Origin of the sequence: Streptomyces sp. NPDC007164, assembly GCF_040634135.1 — a bacterium.
In the GTDB taxonomy this organism is placed as follows: domain Bacteria; phylum Actinomycetota; class Actinomycetes; order Streptomycetales; family Streptomycetaceae; genus Streptomyces; species Streptomyces sanglieri.
On sequence record NZ_JBEYFB010000001.1, the window covers coordinates 622,768 to 641,338 of the forward strand.

18 protein-coding genes are annotated in these 18,571 nt (G+C 72.4%); 7 read left to right on the plus strand and 11 right to left on the minus strand.

The features are described from left to right. Positions 1-8: 8 nt before the first annotated feature. From ABZ622_RS02820 to ABZ622_RS02835, 4 genes are read left to right on the plus strand one after another with little or no spacing between them, the layout of a single operon-like run. Entirely contained in the window at positions 9-536 is a 528-nt protein-coding gene (locus ABZ622_RS02820; RefSeq protein ID WP_360539639.1) for a hypothetical protein, read from the plus strand. Positions 537-550: 14 nt separating this feature from the next. Beyond that, complete coding sequence (locus tag ABZ622_RS02825) at positions 551-1,591, plus strand: peptidoglycan-binding protein (RefSeq protein WP_360540257.1); 1,041 nt, start codon at positions 551-553, stop codon at positions 1,589-1,591. Next, the gene (locus ABZ622_RS02830; protein ID WP_360539641.1) at positions 1,588-2,328 is read left to right on the plus strand and encodes an ABC transporter ATP-binding protein; all 741 of its coding nucleotides are present in this window, start codon (positions 1,588-1,590) and stop codon (positions 2,326-2,328) included. The genes ABZ622_RS02825 and ABZ622_RS02830 overlap by 4 nt, the downstream gene beginning before the upstream one ends. Further along, a complete protein-coding gene (locus ABZ622_RS02835) occupies positions 2,325-3,560 on the plus strand; it encodes an ABC transporter permease (protein ID WP_360539643.1) in 1,236 nt (411 codons plus the stop codon). Before ABZ622_RS02830 ends, ABZ622_RS02835 begins: the two co-directional genes overlap by 4 nt. 102 nt (positions 3,561-3,662) lie before the next feature. Here ABZ622_RS02835 and ABZ622_RS02840 read toward each other — a convergent pair whose 3' ends face one another. After that, a complete protein-coding gene (locus tag ABZ622_RS02840; protein ID WP_360539645.1) occupies positions 3,663-5,018 on the minus strand; it encodes a PAS domain-containing protein in 1,356 nt (451 codons plus the stop codon). 356 nt (positions 5,019-5,374) lie between these two features. Then, a complete protein-coding gene (gene pdxH / locus ABZ622_RS02845; RefSeq protein WP_360540259.1) occupies positions 5,375-6,001 on the minus strand; it encodes a pyridoxamine 5'-phosphate oxidase in 627 nt (208 codons plus the stop codon). A 220-nt stretch (positions 6,002-6,221) separates the two neighbouring features. On the opposite strand from pdxH, the gene ABZ622_RS02850 reads away from it, so the two are divergent. Together ABZ622_RS02850 and ABZ622_RS02855 are read left to right on the plus strand one after the other, a co-directional pair. Then, the gene (locus ABZ622_RS02850) at positions 6,222-7,331 is read left to right on the plus strand and encodes a citrate synthase 2 (protein ID WP_360539647.1); all 1,110 of its coding nucleotides are present in this window, start codon (positions 6,222-6,224) and stop codon (positions 7,329-7,331) included. A 345-nt stretch (positions 7,332-7,676) separates the two neighbouring features. Then, positions 7,677-8,321 (plus strand): hypothetical protein, encoded by a 645-nt coding sequence (locus tag ABZ622_RS02855; protein WP_360539649.1) that lies wholly within the window; start codon positions 7,677-7,679, stop codon positions 8,319-8,321. 70 nt (positions 8,322-8,391) lie between these two features. Here the strand turns inward: ABZ622_RS02855 and ABZ622_RS02860 are convergent, their stop codons facing one another. Both ABZ622_RS02860 and ABZ622_RS02865 read right to left on the minus strand, forming a co-directional pair. Next, a complete protein-coding gene (locus ABZ622_RS02860; protein WP_360539651.1) occupies positions 8,392-8,979 on the minus strand; it encodes a hypothetical protein in 588 nt (195 codons plus the stop codon). A 15-nt stretch (positions 8,980-8,994) separates the two neighbouring features. Continuing rightward, entirely contained in the window at positions 8,995-9,180 is a 186-nt protein-coding gene (locus ABZ622_RS02865) for a DUF397 domain-containing protein (protein ID WP_360539653.1), read from the minus strand. A 77-nt stretch (positions 9,181-9,257) separates the two neighbouring features. Here ABZ622_RS02865 and ABZ622_RS02870 point away from each other — a divergent pair, with 77 nt between their 5' ends. Then, positions 9,258-9,431: a hypothetical protein gene (locus ABZ622_RS02870; protein ID WP_360539655.1), complete on the plus strand. Its 174-nt coding sequence runs from the start codon at positions 9,258-9,260 to the stop codon at positions 9,429-9,431. 9 nt (positions 9,432-9,440) lie between these two features. Here the strand turns inward: ABZ622_RS02870 and ABZ622_RS02875 are convergent, their stop codons facing one another. The 7 genes from ABZ622_RS02875 to ABZ622_RS02905 all read right to left on the minus strand — a co-directional run bounded on the left by ABZ622_RS02875 (position 9,441) and on the right by ABZ622_RS02905 (position 18,288). Next, positions 9,441-10,034: a TetR/AcrR family transcriptional regulator gene (locus ABZ622_RS02875; protein WP_360539657.1), complete on the minus strand. Its 594-nt coding sequence runs from the start codon at positions 10,032-10,034 to the stop codon at positions 9,441-9,443. Next, positions 10,022-10,759 (minus strand): enoyl-CoA hydratase family protein, encoded by a 738-nt coding sequence (locus ABZ622_RS02880; RefSeq protein ID WP_360539659.1) that lies wholly within the window; start codon positions 10,757-10,759, stop codon positions 10,022-10,024. Before ABZ622_RS02880 ends, ABZ622_RS02875 begins: the two co-directional genes overlap by 13 nt. A 193-nt stretch (positions 10,760-10,952) precedes the next feature. Beyond that, positions 10,953-12,161 (minus strand): acyl-CoA dehydrogenase family protein, encoded by a 1,209-nt coding sequence (locus ABZ622_RS02885; RefSeq protein WP_360539661.1) that lies wholly within the window; start codon positions 12,159-12,161, stop codon positions 10,953-10,955. Further along, on the minus strand, positions 12,158-14,116 hold the full coding sequence (locus ABZ622_RS02890) for a biotin carboxylase N-terminal domain-containing protein (RefSeq protein WP_360540261.1): 1,959 nt from the start codon (positions 14,114-14,116) through the stop codon (positions 12,158-12,160). The genes ABZ622_RS02885 and ABZ622_RS02890 overlap by 4 nt, the downstream gene beginning before the upstream one ends. A gap of 17 nt (positions 14,117-14,133) precedes the next feature. Beyond that, on the minus strand, positions 14,134-15,741 hold the full coding sequence (locus tag ABZ622_RS02895) for a carboxyl transferase domain-containing protein (RefSeq protein ID WP_360539663.1): 1,608 nt from the start codon (positions 15,739-15,741) through the stop codon (positions 14,134-14,136). A gap of 25 nt (positions 15,742-15,766) precedes the next feature. Beyond that, positions 15,767-17,482 carry an acyclic terpene utilization AtuA family protein gene (locus tag ABZ622_RS02900; RefSeq protein WP_360539665.1) on the minus strand — a complete coding sequence of 572 codons (1,716 nt, stop codon included), beginning with the start codon at positions 17,480-17,482 and terminating at the stop codon, positions 15,767-15,769. Next, positions 17,479-18,288 (minus strand): TIGR03084 family metal-binding protein, encoded by an 810-nt coding sequence (locus tag ABZ622_RS02905; protein WP_360539667.1) that lies wholly within the window; start codon positions 18,286-18,288, stop codon positions 17,479-17,481. The genes ABZ622_RS02900 and ABZ622_RS02905 overlap by 4 nt, the downstream gene beginning before the upstream one ends. Between the last annotated feature and the right edge of the window lie 283 nt (positions 18,289-18,571).

An 18,571-nucleotide genomic window follows, 5' to 3' on the forward strand; every position in this document is an offset into this window, starting at 1 on the left:
GAGCCCTCATGAACCCCGCCATTTTCCACCGGACCACCTCCCGCGAACGGAGTCGCGGCGTCGTCGCCGCCTGCCTGATCGCCGCCGCCGTCGTCCTGTCGGCCACCGCCTGCTCGGGCGACGGAAGCGGAAGCGGAACCAAGAGCGGCGGATCCGCTTCGGGCAGCAAGAAGTCGGACGAGGACCAGGCCCTGGAGCACCGCAAGTGTCTGCGGGAGCACGGCCTGGACGTCGCGGAGCCGAAGCCGGGCGAGGACAGCCGCGGAATCACCATCAACGGCGGCGGAAAGAGCAGGACGGAGATGGAGAAGGCGTTCAAGGCCTGCCAGGACAAATCGGTCGGTGGCGGACCCAAGGAGCTCACCCAAACCGAGAAGGACAGGATGCTCGCCTTCGCCCGGTGCATGCGCAAGAACGGCATCGACATGCCCGACCCGAAGTTCGACGGCGGGATGGCGCAGGCGCCCGCGATGCAGCAGAAGGACATGAAGAAGTTCGAGAAGGCCAACGCGGCGTGCGAAAGCGCCGGGCGGTGAGGCGCGGACGCGTCATGGTGGCCGCCGCCGCGGTGCTCGCCGTGGCAGCGGGGTCACTGGCTCTCACCCGGCTCGGCTCCGCCGGGGAGACGGGCGGCCCGGAGAACACCGGTCTGCCCCCGGCCACCGCCGCGGTCGAGCGCGGCGACCTGCGCGACAGCGCCCAGGTGGACGGGACACTCGGCTACGACAGGCAGCGCAAGGTCAACGCGGGCGCGGCAGGCACCATGACCTGGACCCCGCGCACCGGCTCGACCATCAAGCGGAACGAGCGGCTGTACGAGGTCGACGGCCGAGCGGTGTGGCTGATGTACGGCTCGGGGCCGATGTACCGGACGCTGAAGCCGGGCGACCGGGGCCGGGACGTGGAGCAGCTGGAGCGCAATCTCGTGGAGCTCGGCTACACCGGCTTCACCCCGGACGACGAGTACACCGAGCTGACCGCGGCCGCCGTCGAGCGCTGGCAGAAGTCCCACGCCGGCCAGCGGACCGGGACGGTGGGACCGAAGGACATCGCCTTCGCCCCGGCGGAGGTCCGGATCAAGAGCGTCGAGGCGGCCGTCGGCGTACTGGCCCAGCCCGGCGCTCCGGTCCTCACCACGACCGGCTCCGAGCGCATCGTGACATTCGAGCTCGACGCCGCCGAGACCCAGCTGGCCAAGGCGGGCACCGAGGTCACCGTCGATCTGCCGGACGGCGGCAGCGCGGCCGGGTCGGTCTCCTCGGTCGGCCGGACGGCGAAGCCCGGCAAGGACCCGCAGGACAACAGCCCCAAGGTCACCCTGACCGTCTCCTTCGACAAGCCGGACAAGGTCGGCGGCTTCGACCAGGCACCGGTCACGGTGAACCTGACCGGCGAACTCCACAAGGACGTCCTCAGCGTCCCGGTGAACGCGCTGCTCGCGCTGCCCGGCGGCGGCTTCGGCCTCCAGGTCGTCCAGGACGGCACGGTCCGCGATGTGAAGGTCGAGCTCGGCATGTTCGCCGAGGGCCGGGTCGAGGTGTCCGGCGGCGGGCTGCGCGCGGGCATGAAGGTCGGGGTGCCGAAGATATGAGCACGGTCGTCGGCCTCAGGGCCGTCACCAAGGAGTACCCGGGCCCGGTCGCCGCGCTGCGTGGGGTGGATCTCACCGTCGAGGAGGGCGAACTCCTCGGCATCGTCGGCCCGTCCGGCTCCGGCAAGTCCACGCTGCTGCACATCATCGGTACCCTGGACCGCCCCACCACCGGGTCCGTCCACATCGCCGGGCACGACGTGGCGGCACTCTCCGACCGCAGGCTCTCCGCGCTGCGTGCCCAGCACATCGGCTTCGTCTTCCAGGCGTTCCACCTGGTGCCGGGCGTCAGCGCCCGCGACAACGTCGCGGAGGGCCTGCTGTACTCGGGTCTGTCCCGTGCCGTGCGCCGCCGCAGGGCCGCCGCCGCGCTGGAACGGGTCGGGCTCGCCGACCGCCTCGACCACAAGCCGCACCAGCTCTCCGGCGGACAGAAACAGCGGGTCGCCATTGCGCGGGCCGTCGTGGGGGAACCCGCGCTGCTGCTGGCCGACGAACCGACCGGGGCGCTCGACTCGGCGTCCGGGGAAGCGGTGATGCAGCTGCTGCGCGACCTCAACGGGGAGGGCGCCACCATCGCGGTCATCACGCACGACACCGAGATCGCCCGGGACCTGCCGCGCGAGGTGCGCATCCGGGACGGCCGGGTGGTCGCGGACGTACGCACTCCCTCCGCGGACGCACGCGATGGATCCGGGAGCGTCCGCCCCCCCGCCGCGACGGGGGCGGACCAGTGAGGGCGCGGCGCGCGGACCGGGAGGCCGGCAGCCGGGGCCGGGAGCGGCTGAAAGCGGCCCGGCTCCGCCCCCGGGACGTACTGCACGTCGGCTCCGCGGGGCTGCGCAGCCGACCGATGCGGGTCGTGCTCTCCGCCCTGGGCATCGCCATCGGCATCGCGACGATGATCTCGGTGGTGGGCATCTCCGCCTCCAGCCAGGCCCAACTGCTCCGGGAGCTCGACAAACTGGGCACCAACCTGCTCGTGGCCTCCCCCGGCGATTCGATGTTCGCCGGGCAGGACGTCGAGCTGCCCGAGGAAGCGGTCGGGATGGTGGGCCGCATCAAGGGCGTCCAGGAGGTGGGCGCGACCGCCGACCTCGACGCGACCGCACGCCGCAACGAGAAGATCGACAAGGACGACACGGGCGGGATCACCGTCAGGGCGACCACCAGCGACCTGCTGCGGGTGCTGCGCGGCGAGGTCCGCAGCGGCCGCTGGCTCAACAACGCGACCGGACGCTACCCCTCCGTCGTGCTCGGCCATGTCTCGGCGGAGCGTCTCGGCATCACCGCTCCGGGCCGGCAGGTGTGGATCGGCGGCCGGTACTTCACCGTGGTCGGCATCCTCGCCCCGCTGCCGCTCGCGCCGGAGATCGAGCGCTCCGCCCTGGTCGGCTGGGAGGGTGCGAAGCGCCTGCTGGGCTTCGAGGGCCACCCGACATCGGTGTACGAACGCTCGGCCGATGCGGCGGTGCAGGACGTGCGCAAGGTCATGGCGGCGACGGTCGACCCCCAGAACCCGCAGAACGTGAAGGTCACCGACCCGTCGTCGGCGCTCCAGGCCAAGGCGGCGACCGAAGGGGCGTTCAGCAGCATGCTGCTGGGCCTGGGCGGCATCGCACTGCTCGTCGGCGGCGTCGGGGTCGCCAACACCATGATCATCTCGGTGCTGGAGCGGCGGTACGAGATCGGGCTGCGCCGTTCGATCGGCGCGACCCGGGGCCAGATCCGTATCCAGTTCGTCACCGAGTCGCTGATGCTCTCCGGCCTGGGCGGCCTGGCGGGCGTGGCGCTCGGTGCGGCGGCGACCGGGGTGTACGCGTACGCCGGCGGGCTGCCCTGGGTAGTGCCGCCGTGGGCGGTCGGCGGTGGCTTCGGCGCGACGCTGGTGATCGGCACGATCGCGGGCCTCTACCCGGCGGTGCGGGCCTCCTGTCTCTCACCGACGCTGGCGCTGCACGCGGCGTGAGCCCGGGGGCGGTGCCGGGCCCCGGCACCGTCCCCGGGTACCCCCTGGCCGGACCGCGTCACCCACGGCCGCCGCATCGCCCACTGCCGCGGACAGACCGGGCTAAGGCCGCTCCAGCACCTGCGCCAGGTCCACCGCCGCCGCCACCCGCACCGCCACGCTCTCCGCGTACGCCGCGTCCGGGCGCTCGAAGGCGGCGCGGTGGGCGGAACGCAGAAACGTCACCACGCCCAGCGTGCGCCCCCGGCTCCGCAGCACCGCGCACAGCGCGTGCACGGCGTCGCCCGGCCACTGCCGCTCGGCCGCCCACACCCCGGCCCCCGGCCCGGCACCCGCACTGGCCCGCACCGACCCCGTACGGTCCACCGCCTGGAGGGCCGGGTGCCCCGCCGCGTACCGCAGCGGAATGGAACCGCCGGCCACCGGCAGACACGGCCCCGGCTCACCGGACGGCGTCGCCGCCATCCGCACCAGCCGCTCCCCCGCCACCACATCGACCAGCGCATGATCCGCGAAACCGGCAAGGGCGTAGTCCAGATGGGACGTCGCCGCCTCCATCGGGTCCTCGCACTCGGACGCCGACCGCGAGGCCCGGTGCAACTGGTTCGACCGGAACCGCACCCGGTCCGCCTCCTGCGCCGCCAGCTTCTGGTCCGTCACGTCCTGGAACAGCCAGCCCACCCCCAACGGAACCGGCTCCTGGGCCAGCGGCGAGGTCAGCCGCAGAAAACCGCTGCGCCAGCACCGCCGCCGCTCCCCCTGCGCCGTCCGCAGCGTCACCCACAGCTCGGCGGGCGCCGGTGGTGCGCCCTCGGCGAGCACATGCTGCAACGCGCCCTCCAGGTCCTCCACGCCCTGCCCGATCAGCTCCCCCAGCGGGAGCCCCAGCAGCGTCCTACGGCCGCCGCCCAGCGCCCGCGCCGCGTGCGCGTTGACGACCGTCGGCCGCAGGTCCGCGTCGACCAGCACCACACCCCAGGACGCGTCCTCGAACAGCGCCTCGCTCAGCGCGATCGACCGCTCCAGATCGATCTGCGCATGCACCTCGCCGAACGCGCAGTACACCCCGGCCGGCCTGCCGTCCGCGCCCCGCACCCCGGCCGACTGGGTCCGTACGAGCACCCGCCCGCCGTCCTTGCGCAGCAGCGCGAACTCATGCACCTGACGCCCCGGCGCATCCATGACCGCCATCAGCCGCCCCTGCACCTCCTCGGCGTCCGCCCGCCGCACCGCCCACCCCGCGAACCCGGCCCGCCCCACGGCCTCCCCGGCGGACCAGCCGAGAATCCGCTCGGCCTCGCGGTTCCAGTGGGTGATCGTGCCGTGCGCGTCGAAGGCGCAGAGCGCGGCGTCCATTCCGTCGAGCAACGCGGCGAGCAGTACGGCCCCGGACCCGCCCTCCGGCCCCTCGTCGGGCCCGAGCGCCTCGGCCGTTCCACTGCTTGTGGACGCACTCACCCCGTACCTCCCGCAGGACGCATCCGGCATTTCCGCACGTCAGACCATTGAACTCGAAGGCGCCCCGGCCCACGTCGACTTCCCGGAAATCGACCGGCGCATTAATTCGCTTGTGCGGTGCCGGAGGCGTTCCTAGGCTGCTGCCAGCGAAGAAAGGAGGTGTTCCAGAAGTGATTTCTTCTCGGACTCGTGAGGTGGCTGCGGGCTGACGCCCGTTGTCGCGCACTTTGCAGTGCAGGCCGGACGTCGGCCAATCCCAAGCAGTCACCGACCCGCAGGCTCGCCGGTAAGTCCGGCCGGCTCCTCCGCAAGGAGGGTCCAGAGCCTGCGGGTCTCTGCATGTCCGGGCGGGGCCGCTACGGACACAGGCGCTCGACGCGCCACTGATCGCCCTCGCGCACGTACCGCAGCCGGTCGTGCAGCCGGTTCTCGTGGCCCTGCCAGAACTCGATCGTGTCGGGGACGACGCGGAAGCCGCCCCAGTTCGGGGGTGCGGGGATCTGTTCGCCCTCGGGGTAGCGGGCCGCGAGCTCCTCGTAGCGGGCGAGCAGCTCGTCGCGGGAGCCGATCACCGTGGACTGGGGGCTCGCCCAGGCGCCGAGCTGGGAGCCGTGCGGGCGGGTGCGGAAGTAGGCGGCCGTCTCGTCGCGGCCGGTGCGGCCCGCCCGGCCGGTGACGATGACCTGGCGGGCCATCGGGTGCCAGGGGAAGAGCAGCGAGACGTACGGGTTGGCGGTCAGTTCGCGGCCCTTGCGGGATTCGTAGTTGGTGAAGAAGACGAAGCCGCGCTCGTCGTACTTCTTCAGCAGCACGGTGCGCGAGGACGGCCGTCCCTCGGGGGTGGCGGTGGAGACCACCATGGCGTTGGGCTCGTGGAGCAGCCCGCCGACGGCGACCTGCCGGAACCAGTGGGCGAACTGCTGCATCGGGTCGGCGGCCAGCCTGTCCTCGGTGAAGCCCTCGGAGCGGTACTGCTCGCGCATCGCGGCCGGATCGGTGGTGGAATCGGAGGGGGAATCTGCGGTGGGCACGGGGTCATCCTGCCGCAGGGGCAGGCACGGCCCGGCAAGGAGGGGTGTTGCGGGGCGGGGCCGATTCGGGGTGCTGTGCCGGATGTCACGCTTCCCCGCGTCCCGGGTGACCCGCCAGTATCTGAGGCAGGCCACTGTGGCCTCCGCAGAGCCGCCGACCGAGGGAGCCGCCATGTCCGACTTCGTACCGGGACTAGAGGGAGTCGTCGCGTTCGAGACGGAGATCGCCGAACCGGACAAGGAAGGCGGTTCGCTCCGTTACCGGGGTGTCGACATCGAGGATCTCGTCGGCCATGTGTCGTTCGGGAACGTCTGGGGTCTGCTGGTCGACGGGGCGTTCAACCCCGGTCTGCCGCCGGCCGAACCGTTCCCGATCCCGGTGCACTCCGGGGACATCCGGGTCGATGTGCAGTCCGCGCTGGCGATGCTCGCCCCCGTGTGGGGTCTGAAGCCGCTGCTCGACATCGACGAGGAGACGGCGCGCAACAACCTGGCGCGGGCCGCCGTGATGGCGCTGTCGTACGTCGCCCAGTCGGCGCGCGGACAGGGACTGCCGATGGTTCCGCAGAGCGAGATCGACAAGGCCGGTTCCGTGGTCGAGCGGTTCATGATCCGCTGGCGCGGCGAGCCGGACCCCAAGCACGTGAAGGCCGTCGACGCGTACTGGACGTCGGCCGCCGAGCACGGCATGAACGCCTCGACGTTCACCGCCCGGGTCATCGCGTCGACCGGCGCCGATGTGGCGGCGGCGCTGTCGGGCGCGGTCGGCGCGATGTCGGGGCCGCTGCACGGCGGTGCGCCGTCCCGGGTGCTCGGGATGATCGAGGAGATCGAGCGGACCGGCGATGCCACCGCGTACGTGAAGAAGGCCCTGGACAAGGGCGAGCGGCTGATGGGCTTCGGGCACCGGGTCTACCGGGCGGAGGACCCGCGGGCGCGGGTGCTGCGGCGCACGGCCGAGGAGTTGGGCGCGCCGCGCTTCGAGGTGGCGCAGGCGCTGGAGAAGGCCGCTCTGGAGGAGCTGCACGCACGGCGCCCGGACCGGGTGCTGGCGACGAACGTGGAGTTCTGGGCGGCGATCATGCTGGACTTCGCGGAGGTTCCGGCGCACATGTTCACGTCGATGTTCACGTGTGCGCGTACGGCGGGCTGGTCGGCGCACATCCTGGAGCAGAAGCGGACGGGGCGGCTGGTGCGTCCGTCGGCGCGGTACGTGGGTCCGGGCTCGCGGAATCCGCGGGAGATCGAGGGGTACGACCAGCTGGCCGATCTGGCCAACTGAGGACCGGGTCCGGACGGACGGGAGGCGCCGCGGCACCCCCGTCCGTGCCGTGTTCGGCGAGGCAGGCAGGCCGCAGGAGCCACGCCCTCCGAGCCGTGCCGCGCCCGTCACGCACCCGTGCCGCACCCCTCGCGCGCCCTGTGCCGCGCCTGTGCCGTGTCTGTGCCGTGCCTGTGGCGATTCTGTGTCATTCCCGGCTCAGTCTGAGATGGCCGCGCGGCGCGCCTCGTTGACGCACCGCCGTCGTCGTGCCGCGCCGGCGCGCCCGGTCACATGGCCGGGCGCTTCGCCCAGTTGAACGTTCCGGCTGCCGCATGGGCACCCCTCACTGCCAGTTAGGTCAAAATGACACACAAGGGACGCATCGTCTCCGCAGTTGCCCTCACCACCCTGACGCTCGGGCTCACGGCCTGCAACGACGGCGAGGACGCGGCATCGCCGCAGGAATCACCTTCGGCCTCCGCCCCGGCGTCGTCCGACCCGGGCGGCAAGAGCCCGTCCGCGGACCCCAGCGACGACGCTGCCGCTCCGGCCGGTGGTGACGTCGCCGCACCGGGCACGAAGTTCAAGATCGGTGACCGGGCGGTCCTGCCGTTCAAGTACGGGACCACCAAGAAGGGCACCGTCGCCGTGACCGTCACGGCGATCGAGAAGGGCGCCGAGGCCGACATGGCCCCATTCGGTGACAAGGCGAAGGGCATGACGCCCTACTACATCCGGATGAAGGTGGAGAACGTCGGCGGCACCGACCTGTCGTACGCGTCGCTGAGGCTGCGCGGCAAGCTGGCAGGCGGCGGCCCCACAGGCGTCATTCTGGTCGGCGACCTCCCGGGCAAGTGCGACAGCGAGACGGCACCCCGCGACTTCACCACCAAGGGCGCGTCGTACGAGACCTGCTCGCTCAGCGCCACGAAGACCGATCCCATCGCGGTTGCCTCGTTCGAGGAGGGTGACGCGTACAGCGCCGGCCCGGTCCTCTGGACCAGCTGATCAGCCGTTCCCGTGGGCCGCGGGCCGGGCATCCCGTCCCTGACGGCACGCCCGGCCCGCGGCCCACGCTCTACAGCTTCCCGGCGAGGAGCACGGTGCGGTGGCCGCCCAGCCTGCGGCCGATCTCCCGGGTGAAGCCGGACGTGAGCTCCGCCCAGCCCCAGAACGTGAACCCGAGGTGCCCGCACGCGTAGTAGTCGTCCTCCCAGCTCCACCGGTCGATCCCGGACGGCCGGGCGCAGGACGGGCAGCGCACGATCCCTTCGCCACCGTCCTCGGCCCAGTCCTGGAACCGCCCCTCGAAGGGACCCCAGGCGGACTCGATGGGCTCCCACACCTCGTCGACCAGCCGGATCTCGGTCCGGCAGAGCGGGCAGACGGCCGCGCTCGCGTCTCCCTGGCCGCTGTCGAAGACCGTACGGCCGGTCTGGACGTGAAACCCGTTGGACCACAGGTCGACCGGGTCCGGGTCATCGACGGCCTTGGTGAAGTGCGGGCCGGGGGCGTGACCGTATCCGTCACCGCCCAGGACGCAGTCGGTGCGCTCGGCCGCCACGATCCCTTCCGCGATCAGCCAGTCCAGGACCCGGGCCCCGAGCTCCTGTGCGTCCCGCTCGGTGGCGTCGAGGTCGACGATCGTCTGGAAGTAGTCCCCCATGATTCCCCCGGTTCCTCAGCGGCCCACGTGTGCGGTGAAAGCGGCCCGGGCGGCGGGCGCGAGCGCGAGGGCCGGGCCCTCGGGGTTCTTGGAGTCGCGGACGTGTACGGGTACGGCGGCGGGGTACGCGGCGACCTCGACGCAGGCACCGCCCTCGTCACCGCTGCAGCTGGACTTGAACCACGCGCGTGCAGTGCTCATCGCTCTCCCCGCAGACGGTCCGACAGGCCCAGGGTGTCTTCGGGGCTGAGGGCCTGAGCCCGCAGCATCGCATACACGTGCTGCTGAATTTCCGGGTAGCCAATCATCGTTCGATCCGCGAGGAGCAAGAACTCCGGCTCCATCCCGACTACGACGCGGACCGCCCGCTGAGTACGGAGGGCAAGGAGCGGGAAGCAAACCCCGCCACCGGCATGTGGAAGCCGGCGCTCGCCATCGGTGGTCCGGCGTAGCGGAAGCCCTCACCCCAGCGCGTCCTCCACCAGCGCGGCCCACTGCGACACGACCCTGCGCCGCCGGGCCGTGTCGTCCGTGAGGACGTTGGCGAGTCCCAGGCCGCGGGCCATGTCGAGGAGGCCCTGGACCGTTTCCCGTACGCCGGGGCGGGTCTCGTCGGCGTGCAGGAGGCCGACCGCGATGCGGTGGGTCTCGCGGCCTACGCGGGCTTCGAGTTCGGTGACGCGGGGGCGCAGCTGCGGCTCGTTGGAGGCGGCGACCCAGAGCTGGAGGGCGGCGCGGAAGAGCGGGCCGGTGTAGAGGTCGACGAGGGCGGCGACGACGGCGGCCCGGTCCTGGTCGGGGACGGCGCGCAGGGCGGCGGAGCGTTCCTCGGCGACGTATTCGACGGCTGCGGTGAACAGGTCCTCGCGGGTGGGGAAGTGGTGCTGGGCGGCGCCCCGTGAGACGCCCGCGCGTTCGGCGACGACGGAGACGGTGGAGCCCGCCCAGCCGTGTTCGGCGAGGCAGGCGACGGCGGCTTCGAGGAGCCGGCGGCGGGTGGCCCGGCTGCGGTCCTGCTTGGGGGTCCGGTCGGTGGGGGGCGTCACAACACCCATGCGGGCTCCCGTCGTTCGAGGAAGGCCGTCATCCCTTCCCGTGCCTCGGCGGAGGCGAAGAGGGCCGCCGAGCGGGCGATGAGGTCTTCGGCATGCTGGTCGAAATTCTTCAGCACAGTAGCCGTGACCAGCTCCTTCGATGCCGTCAGCCCCTGGGCGGACGCCTTGCGCAGGCCGTCCAGGACGGGGGCGAGGCCCTGGTCCACCTCTTCGGCGGCGAGCGTGATCAGGCCGATGCGGGCGGCCTCGGTGGCGTCGAAGCGCTCTCCGGTGAGGTAGTAGCGGGCGGCGGCTCGGGGGTCGATACGGGACAGCAGGGGCAGGGAGATGACGGCGGGGGCGAGGCCGAGCCGGGACTCGGTGAGGGCGAAGGTGGCCCCGGGGCCGGCCGCGGCGATGTCGCAGGCACCGAGCAGGCCGAGGCCGCCCGCCCGTACATGACCGGTGACCCGGGCGACGACGGGTTTGGGCAGGGCGATGATCTGCCGCATCAGGGCGACGAGGGCGTGCGGCTCGGGCGGTGCGGTGAGGTCGGCGCCGGCGCAGAAGGTGTTGCCGGTGTGGGTGAGGACGACGGCCCGTACGGTGTCGTCGGCCGCGCAGTCGTCCAGGGCGGTGGCGAGCTCGCCGACCAGGGCCGCGGAGAGTGCGTTGCGGTTGGCGGGCGAGTCGAGGGTGAGGGTGGTGATGCCCCGGTCGTGGGTGGGTGGGGCGAGCAGCGTCATACGGGTTGTCTCCTTGTGCCGGGCCGGGCCGGGCCGTCGAGCTTGGCAGTGGGGAACAGAACGATCAAGCGCGCTTGCATGGTTGCGGGGCCCGCACGACACGGCGGCCCGCCCCGGGATGTGGGGCGGTCCGCCGCTCTGCCGCGCCGCCTGCCACAGACCGGCCCGACGTGCCGCGTCAACCGGGCATCCGTCAGTACGACTTGGGTAGTCCCAGGGACTGGTGGGACACGTAGTTCAGGATCATTTCGCGGCTGACGGGGGCGATCCGGGCGACGCGGGCCGCCGTGATGAGGGAGGCGAGGCCGTATTCGCGGGTGAGGCCGTTGCCGCCGAGGGTGTGCACGGCCTGGTCGACGGCCTTGACGCAGGCTTCGCCGGCCGCGTACTTCGCCATGTTGGCGGCCTCGCCGGCGCCGATATCGTCGCCGTCGTCGTAGAGCCGGGCGGCCTTCTGCATCATCAGCCGGGCCAGTTCGAGTTCGATGTGGGCCTGGGCGAGGGGGTGGGCGATGGCCTGGTGGGAGCCGATGGGTTCCTTCCAGACCTGGCGGGTCTTGGCGTACTCGACGGCGCGGGCGAGGGCGTAGCGGCCCATGCCGATACCGAAGGCGGCGGTCATGATGCGTTCGGGGTTGAGCCCGGCGAATAGCTGGAGGAGCCCGGCGTCCTCTCCCCCACTCTCGGCTTCGCTCGAGCGGGAGGTGCCCCCTCCCACCAGGGCGTCGGCGGGGAGGCGTACGTCGTCGAGGACGAGTTCGAACTGCTTCTCCGGGGCCTGGAGTTCCATGTCGATCTGCGAGCGGCCGAAGCCGGGGGCGTCGCGCGGGACGATGAAGAGGCAGGCCTTGAGCTTGCCGGTCCTGGCGTCCTCGGTGCGGCCGACGACGAGGGTGGCGTCGGCGATGTCGACGCCGGAGACGAAGACCTTGCGGCCGGTGAGCAGCCAGTCGGCGTCCGCCCCGGAGCCGTCCCGGCGGGCGGTGGTGGTGATGCGGTGGGAGTTGGATCCGGCGTCGGGTTCGGTGATGCCGAAGGCCATGGTGAGGCTGCCGTCGGCGAGGCCGGGGAGCCACTGCCGCTTCTGGGCGTCGGTGCCGAAGCGGGCTATGACGGTGCCGCAGATCGCCGGGGAGACCACCATCATCAGCAGCGGGCTGCCGGCCGCACCCAACTCCTCCAGGACGATGGAGAGTTCGGCCATTCCGCTGCCTCCGCCGCCGTACTCCTCGGGGAGGTTCACGCCGAGGTAGCCGAGCTTGGCGGCCTCGGCCCACAGTTCGCTCGGGTGGGCGCCGTCGCGTACGACGGAGGTCATGTAGTCGCGTCCGTAGCGCTTTCCGAGTGCGGCGACGGCGGCGCGCAGTGCCTGGTGCTCTTCGGTTTCGAGGACGGTGCTCATTGCTTCGGTTCCTCCTGTACGTCTTGCACGACGGCGAGCAGGGCGCCGACCTCCACCTGGAGGCCGGGTGCGGCGTGGAGCGCGGTGAGGGTGCCGGAGGCGGGGGCGAGGATGCGGTGTTCCATCTTCATCGCCTCCAGCCAGATCAGTGGCTGTCCGGCCGTGACGGCCGTCCCGGTGGTGAGGCCGTCCGCGAGGCGGACGACGGTGCCGGGCATGGGGGCGAGCAGGGAGCCGGGTTCGGTGCGGTCGGTGGGGTCGGTGAAGCGGGGCAGGGCGGTGAGGGTGTACGAGCCGGTGGCGGTGTCCACGTACGCCTTGTCGCCGTGGACGGCGATGTCGTAGTGGCGGGTGAGGCCGTCGCCGGTTTCGAGGGTGACGCGGTCGGGGGCGGTGGCGACGACGCGTTCGCCGGTCTCGGGGGCGGGGCCGGTGCGGGTGGTGCGGTAGGCGGCCTCGTGTTCGGTGCCGCCGGGTTCGGCGCGGTAGCGCTTGGTCCGGGGCTGGGAGGAGATGTTGCGCCAGGCGCCGAAGCGGGCCGGGCCGGGGCCGGGTGCCTGCTGCCGGGCGGCGGCGTCGGCGAGCGCGGCGGCCAGGGCGGCGAGGCGGGGTTCGGGATCGGCCGGGGACGGGGCCGGGGTGAGGCCGCCGAGGTGGCGGTCGTAGAAGCCGGTGTCGGGGCGGGCGGCGAGGAAGTCGGGGTGGCGCAGGGACCGTACGAGCAGTTCGCGGTTGGTGACCGGGCCGTGGATGCGGGCGCGTTCCAGGGTGCGGGCGAGCAGGCGTACGGCTTCGGTGCGGGTGGGGGCGTGGGCGACGACCTTGGCGAGCATCGGGTCGTAGTGGACGCCGATGGTGTCGCCGTCGGTGTAGCCGGTGTCCAGGCGGATGCCGGGTTCGCCGGGTACGTGGAACGTGTGCAGGGGGCCGGTCTGCGGCTGCCAGTCGTGGGCGGGGTCCTCGGCGTAGAGGCGGGCCTCGACGGCGTGGCCGTGCGGTGCGGGGGGTGCGGTGGCGGGCAGCGGTGCGCCTTCGGCGATGCGCAGTTGGAGGGCGACGAGGTCGAGGCCGAAGACCGCTTCGGTGACGGGGTGTTCGACCTGGAGGCGGGTGTTCATCTCCAGGAAGTACGGGCGTCCGTCGGCGGTGAGCAGGAATTCGACGGTGCCCGCGCCCCGGTAGCCGACGGCGTGCGCGGCGGCCACGGCGGCGTCGTGCAGCCGGGTGCGCAGCGCGTCGTCGAGTCCGGGGGCGGGGGCTTCCTCGATGACTTTCTGGTGGCGTCGCTGGAGCGAGCAGTCGCGGGTGCCGAGCGCCCAGACCCCGCCGTGCGCGTCGGCCATGATCTGGACCTCGACGTGCCGGCCGCGCTCCACGTACGGCTCGGCGAAGACCTCGCCGTCCCCGAACGCGGACACCGCCTCCGCGGTGGCTGCCGTCAACTCGGCGGGCAGGTCGGCGAGTTCGCGTACGATCCGCATTCCGCGTCCGCCGCCGCCGGCCGCCGCCTTGAGCAGCAGCGGCAGGTCGTCGGCGGTGGCCTCCGCCGGGTCGACGGGGGCGAGCAGCGGCACCCCGGCGGCGGCCATCAGTTCCTTGGCGCGGGTCTTGGACGCCATCAGCTCGATGGCCTTGACCGGGGGCCCCACCCAGAGGAGTCCGGCGTCCTGCACGGCGCGGGCGAATCCGGCGTTCTCGGAGAGGAAGCCGTAGCCGGGGTGGACGGCGTCGGCGCCGGCCGCGAGCGCGGCGCGCACCACGAGGTCGGTGCGGAGGTAGGTGTCGGAGGGGGCGGCGCCGGGCAGCCGTACGGCGGTGTCGGCCTCCCGTACGTGGAGGGCGTCGGCGTCGGCGTCGGAGTACACCGCGACGGTGGATATGCCGAGCGCCCGGCAGGTGCGGAAGATCCGGCAGGCGATCTCGCCCCGGTTGGCCACCAGCAGTGTGGAGATCATCTCGGTCATCCCTCGCCTCACATCCGGAAGATTCCGAAGCCGCCGCGGGCTCCTTCGACCGGGGCGGTGTGGATCGCGGACAGGCACATCCCGAGGACGGTCCTGGTGTCGCGCGGGTCGATGACCCCGTCGTCGTACAGCCGCCCGGAGAGGAACATCGGCAGCGACTCGGACTCGATCTGCTGCTCGACCATGGCGCGGAGTCCGGCGTCGGCCTCGTCGTCGTACGGCTGCCCCTTGGCGGCGGCGGAGGCGCGGGCGACGATGGAGAGCACCCCGGCGAGCTGCTGCGGGCCCATGACGGCGGACTTGCTGCTGGGCCAGGCGAAGAGGAAGCGCGGGTCGTACGCCCGGCCGCACATGCCGTAGTGCCCGGCCCCGTACGAGGCGCCCATCAGCACGGACAGGTGCGGGACCTTCGAGTTGGACACCGCGTTGATCATCATCGCGCCGTGCTTGATGATGCCGCCCTGTTCGTACTCCTTGCCGACCATGTAGCCGGTGGTGTTGTGGAGGAAGAGCAGCGGGATGTCGCGCTGGTTGGCGAGCTGGATGAACTGGGCGGCCTTCTGCGACTCCTCGCTGAACAGCACGCCCTGCGCGTTGGCGAGGATGCCGACGGGGTAGCCGTGGAGCCTCGCCCAGCCGGTGACCAGGCTGGTCCCGTACAGCGGTTTGAACGCGTCGAAGTCGGAGCCGTCGACGAGCCGGGCGATGACCTCGCGGGGGTCGAAGGGCACCTTCAGGTCGCCGGGCACGATGCCGATCAGCTCGTCCTCGTCGTACTTGGGCGGCTCGGCGGGGCCCGGATCGGTGTGTGCCTTGCGCCAGTTGAGGCGGGCGACGATCCGGCGGGCCCGGCGCAGCGCGTCCTGCTCGTCCACGGCGAAGTGATCGGCGAGCCCGGAGGTGCGGGCGTGCATCTCGGCGCCGCCGAGCGATTCGTCGTCGCTCTCCTCGCCGGTCGCCATCTTGACGAGGGGCGGTCCGCCGAGGAAGACCTTGGACCGTTCCTTGATCATGACGGTGTGGTCGGACATGCCGGGGACGTACGCCCCGCCCGCCGTCGAGTTGCCGAAGACCACGGCGACGGTCGGGATGCCGGCCGCCGAGAGCCGGGTGATGTCGCGGAACAGCGCCCCGCCGGGTATGAAGATCTCCTTCTGGGACGGCAGATCGGCGCCGCCGGACTCCACGAGGCTCAGGCAGGGCAGCCGGTTGGCGAAGGCGATCTCGTTGGCCCGCAGGGCCTTCTTGAGGGTCCAGGGGTTGGAGGCGCCGCCGCGTACGGTCGGGTCGTTGGCGGTGATCAGGCACTCCACGCCCTCGATCACCCCGATCCCGGTGATGAGCGAGGCGCCGACTGTGTACCCGGGGGCCTCACTGCCCCAGGCGGCGAGCGGCGACAGCTCCAGGAACGGGGTGTCCTCGTCGATCAGCAGCTCGATCCGCTCGCGGGCCAGGAGCTTGCCGCGCGAGCGGTGCCGCGCCATGTACTTCTCGCCGCCGCCCGCCTGCGCCTTGGTGTGCTCGCCGGCCAGTTCGTCGAGCTTGGCGAGCATGGCCGTGCGGTTGGCGGCGTATTCGGGGCTCGCCGGGTCGAGCGCGGTGGGCAGGACGGTCATGCGTGCGCCTCCGGTGCGTGGACGGTCATGCGTGCGCCTCCGGTACGTGGACGGTCTCCAGCAGCGATACGGGGATGGGCAGGTGCCGGGAGCGCAGCCACTCCCCCACCGCCTTGGCCTGCGGGTCGAAGCGGTGCTGGGCGGCGACGCCCTCGCCGAGCAGTCCGTGGACGGTGAAGTTCAGGGCGCGCAGGTTCGGCAGGAGGTGGCGTACGACGGTGAGCGGGGCAGTCTCCGGCAGCAGTTCCCGGAACCGTTCGACGGTCAGTTCGTGGGCCAGCCAGCGCCAGGCGTCGTCGTCGACGGCCCACACCCCCACGTTGGCGTCGCCGCCCTTGTCGCCGCTGCGGGCGCCCGCGATCCGGCCGAGCGGGGCGGGCCGGGTGGGCCCGGGGTCCGGCAGGGGGTCGGGCAGCGGCGGTTCGTCGGCGTCCCGGAGCGGCCGCGTCGTCGCGGGCGGGGCCAGGCTCAGTCGCCGCCCGTCGGGGAGCACGGCGATGTGCGGGACCTCGTCGGCCGGTACGTACCGGGCCTCGAACACCCCGTACGGGGCTCCCTTGCCGGGCGGGGCGGTGACGTGGAAGCCGGGGTAGCTGCCGAGGGCCAGCTCGATCGCGGCGCCGGACACCGCGCGCCCCACGGCCTCCTGGTCCCGGTCGCGGACCACGAGCCGGAGCAGGGCACTCGCGCTCTCCTCGGTGGCGGCGTCGGCCCGGTCGGTCCGGGACAGCTCCCAGCGCACCTCGTCGGGTTCGGTGCCGGAGCGGGCGAGCGCGTCCGCGAACTGCTCCCGCACCAGCCGTTCCTTGGCCTCGATGTCGAGTCCGGTGAGCACGAAGACGACCTCGTTGCGCCAGCCGCCGAGCCGGTTCAGCCCGGCCTTGAGGGTGGGCGGCGGGGCCTCGCCGCGCACTCCGGAGATCCTGACCCGGTCGGGTCCGTCCTGGTCCAGCCGTACGGTGTCGAGCCGGGCGGTGACGTCCGGTCCGGCGTACCGGGCGCCGCCGGTCTCGTACAGCAGTTGCGCGGTGACGGTGCCGATGTCGACGACGCCGCCGGTGCCGTCGTGCTTGGTGATGACGCAGGAGCCGTCGGCGTGGATCTCCGCGACGGGGAAGCCGGGCCGGCGCAGGTCGTGGCCCCGGAAGAAGGAGTAGTTGCCGCCGGTGGCCTGGGTTCCGCACTCCAGTACGTGTCCGGCGACGACGGCCCCGGCGAGCGCGTCCAGGTCGCCGGGCCCCCAGCCGAATCGGGCGGCGGCGGGCCCGGTGACGAGGGCCGCGTCGGTGACCCGTCCGGTGACGACGATGTCTGCTCCGGCGGTGAGGCAGGCGGCGATCCCGGCGCCGCCGAGGTAGGCGTTGGCGGTGAGGAACCCCTCGGGCACGGGCAGGCTGTCGCCCTCCACATGGGCGACCCGCGCCGGGACGCCGGCCTTCGCCGCCAACTCCCTTACCGCGTCGGCCAGTCCGGCCGGGTTGAGGCCGCCCGCGTTGGCGACGATCCTGACCCCGCGCTCATGGGCGAGCCCGAGCCCCTCTTCGAGCTGGCGCAGGAAGGTGGTGGCGTAGCCGCGCTTCGGGTCCTTGAGTCTGCTCCGGCCGAGGATGAGCATGGTCAGCTCGGCCAGGTAGTCCCCGGTGAGGACGTCGAGGGGGCCGCCGGTGAGCATCTCGCGCACGGCGTCGAAGCGGTCGCCGTAGAACCCGGAGGCGTTGCCGATCCGCAGCGGTGCGGTCACTCGCCCGCTCCCCGGGGTGCGCGGCCCGGTCCGGGGGGTCCGGCGAACGCCTGGGCGATGCCGAGCCACTGGTCGGCGTCGGGGCCGACGGCCCGGACGGCGAGGTCGTCGCGGTGCGCGCGCTGGGTGACGAGGAGGCAGAAGTCGACGAGCGGCCCGGTGACGCGCTGCGGTGCGTCCGGCGCCCCGAAGGCGATCAACTCTCCGTCAGGGGTGTGCAGTTCGACCCGGAATTCCTGATCGGGCGCCTTGATGCCCCGTACCAGGTAGGCGTAGTCGCGGGCCCGCACCCCGATCCGGGCGACGTGCCGCAGCCGGGCGGTGGGGGTCCTGGTGACGCCGAGGGCGTCGGCGATGTCCTGGCCGTGCGCCCAGCTCTCCATGATCCGGGCGGTCGCCATGGACGCGACGCTCATCGGCGGCCCGTACCAGGGGAACTTCACACCCTGCGGGGCCGCGCGCAGGGCCTTGTGCAGCCGGGCCCGGCCCTCGCGCCACCGGACGAGCAGTTCCTCGGCCGACAGCAGCGCGACGAGCTCCCCGGCGGCCTCGTCGACGAAACTCTCGGGGTGCGCGAGCGCCTTCTCGGCCTCGGCGGCGAAGGCGTCCGGTTCGGTGACGGCGATCAGGGCGACCTCGTCGGTCCAGTTCAGGTGCGCGATCTGATGGGCGACGGTCCACCCCTCGGCCGGGGTCGGCCTCGCCCAGTGGGCCGCGTCCGCCCCGGCGACCAACCGGTCGAGTTCCTCGCTCTCCTGACGCAGGTCGTCGAGTACGGCGACGGTCACAGCCGATGCATCGGACACGGTGCACTCCCTCGGGGCGTGGCGGTGTGCCCAGGAGCATGGCAGCGGACCCATAAACAATCAAGCACGCTTGCATGATTCTCCGCCCGCAAAACTGCCTCGATTTGGCGGGAACCGATCGGCCGGGCCTCCATGAACGGAAGCGGAGGATCCTACCTCCCAGTAGCACCGTTCGGAAGACTCTCAACCGCAGGATTCAAGTCAATTACGCGCTGCTACTAGCCGGATCTCATTCCCTCTGAAAGCGTGAACGCAGTTCCAACGGGGGAACAAAAGACTGACG